At 28.4% G+C, this 1,307-nt stretch carries 1 protein-coding gene and 1 pseudogene; both read left to right on the forward strand.

From position 1 onward, the window contains the following. Positions 1-611 (forward strand): annotated as a pseudogene (locus tag HG1285_RS20060) (hypothetical protein); the annotation flags it as partial. An 18-nt stretch (positions 612-629) separates the two neighbouring features. Continuing rightward, positions 630-1,229, forward strand: a complete 600-nt coding sequence (locus tag HG1285_RS01160) for a recombinase family protein (RefSeq protein ID WP_008289464.1) — start codon at positions 630-632, stop codon at positions 1,227-1,229. Positions 1,230-1,307 lie beyond the last annotated feature (78 nt).

The raw sequence follows: 1,307 nt of genomic DNA on the forward strand, positions 1-1,307 counted from the left end.
AGCTTCAAACACAAAACGATAAAAATATGCCCTTTAGAATGCTTGAGTATTATTTGCTGTTAAAACAAAGGTATCCAAATAAACCAATTAAACAAATGGTTTTATATGTAGGAGATGGAAAACCCAATATGCCAAATTTTTTAGAAACAGATAAGTTAAAATTTAACTATGAACTAAAGGATATAAAAGAAATAGAGTGTAAAGAACTTTTAGAAAGTGATAATTTAGAAGATAAAATACTTGCAGTTTTATGTAAGGTTAAAGATTTTGAAAAATATATATTTTCACTTATTGACGAACTTTTAAAGCTACCAGAAAAACAAAGAGCAGATTATATTAGAAAGCTATTGATAGCATTAAACTATAGACCTAAATTAAAAGAAAAGCTAACCTTAATTATGGAGGAAAGAGATATGCCTTTGACTATAACTGAAGAAATGATAAGAAATGACCCTTTCTTTAAGAAAGGGAAAGAGGAAACAAAAAAAGAAGATGTTTTAAATTTATACAAAAAGTTAAATTTATCCCCTGAACAAATAGCAGATATTTTAAATGTTCCGGTGGATTTCGTTGAAAAAGTAATTAGAGAATCAAATTCAGAAAAAGAATAAAAAAATAGTTTTTATCAAATGCCTAAAACATACGCATACATAAGAGTATCAACAAATAAACAAGATTTAGAAAATCAAAAGTTTGCAATACTTCAATATGCAAATAATAAAAAACTTGGAAATGTAGAGTTTATAGAAGAAGCTGTAAGTGGTCGTATATCTTGGAAAAACAGAAAACTAAAAGACCTTATTGATAATCTGCAATCAGGAGATAACCTTATTGTTGCTGAACTATCCAGACTTGGCAGGTCTATGCTTGAAATTATGGAACTCCTATCCATACTACTACGAAAGGGAGTAAATGTTTATGTGGTAAAGGGTAATTACGAACTAAAAGATAATATACAGAGTAAGGTCCTTACTTTTGCTTTTTCTTTAGCAAGTGAAATAGAAAGGGAATTAATCAGCCAAAGAACAAAAGAAGCTCTTGCTAAACGAAAGGCAGAAGGTAAAAAATTAGGTCGTCCTAAAGGGTCTTACAGCTCAAAACTTGATGATAAAAAAGAGTATATAAAAGAACTTCTTGATAAAGGTGTATCTATTGCAAGTATAGCTAAAATTCTTGGAGTTCATTATCATACTGTTAGGAATTATGTTAAAAGAAGAAATTTAAAATAACCAATTAAGAGATAAACTTCCAATTGAAATGAACTGTAATATATGGGTCTATTTCCTCTAAACACTGATAAATATAAG

The sequence above is a fragment of the Hydrogenivirga sp. 128-5-R1-1 genome, from assembly GCF_000171895.1.

Coding starts and splice junctions, on each gene's coding strand:
- HG1285_RS01160 (WP_008289464.1), top strand. CDS start 630: ATGCCTAAAACATACGCATACATAAGAGTATCAACAAATAAACAAGAT.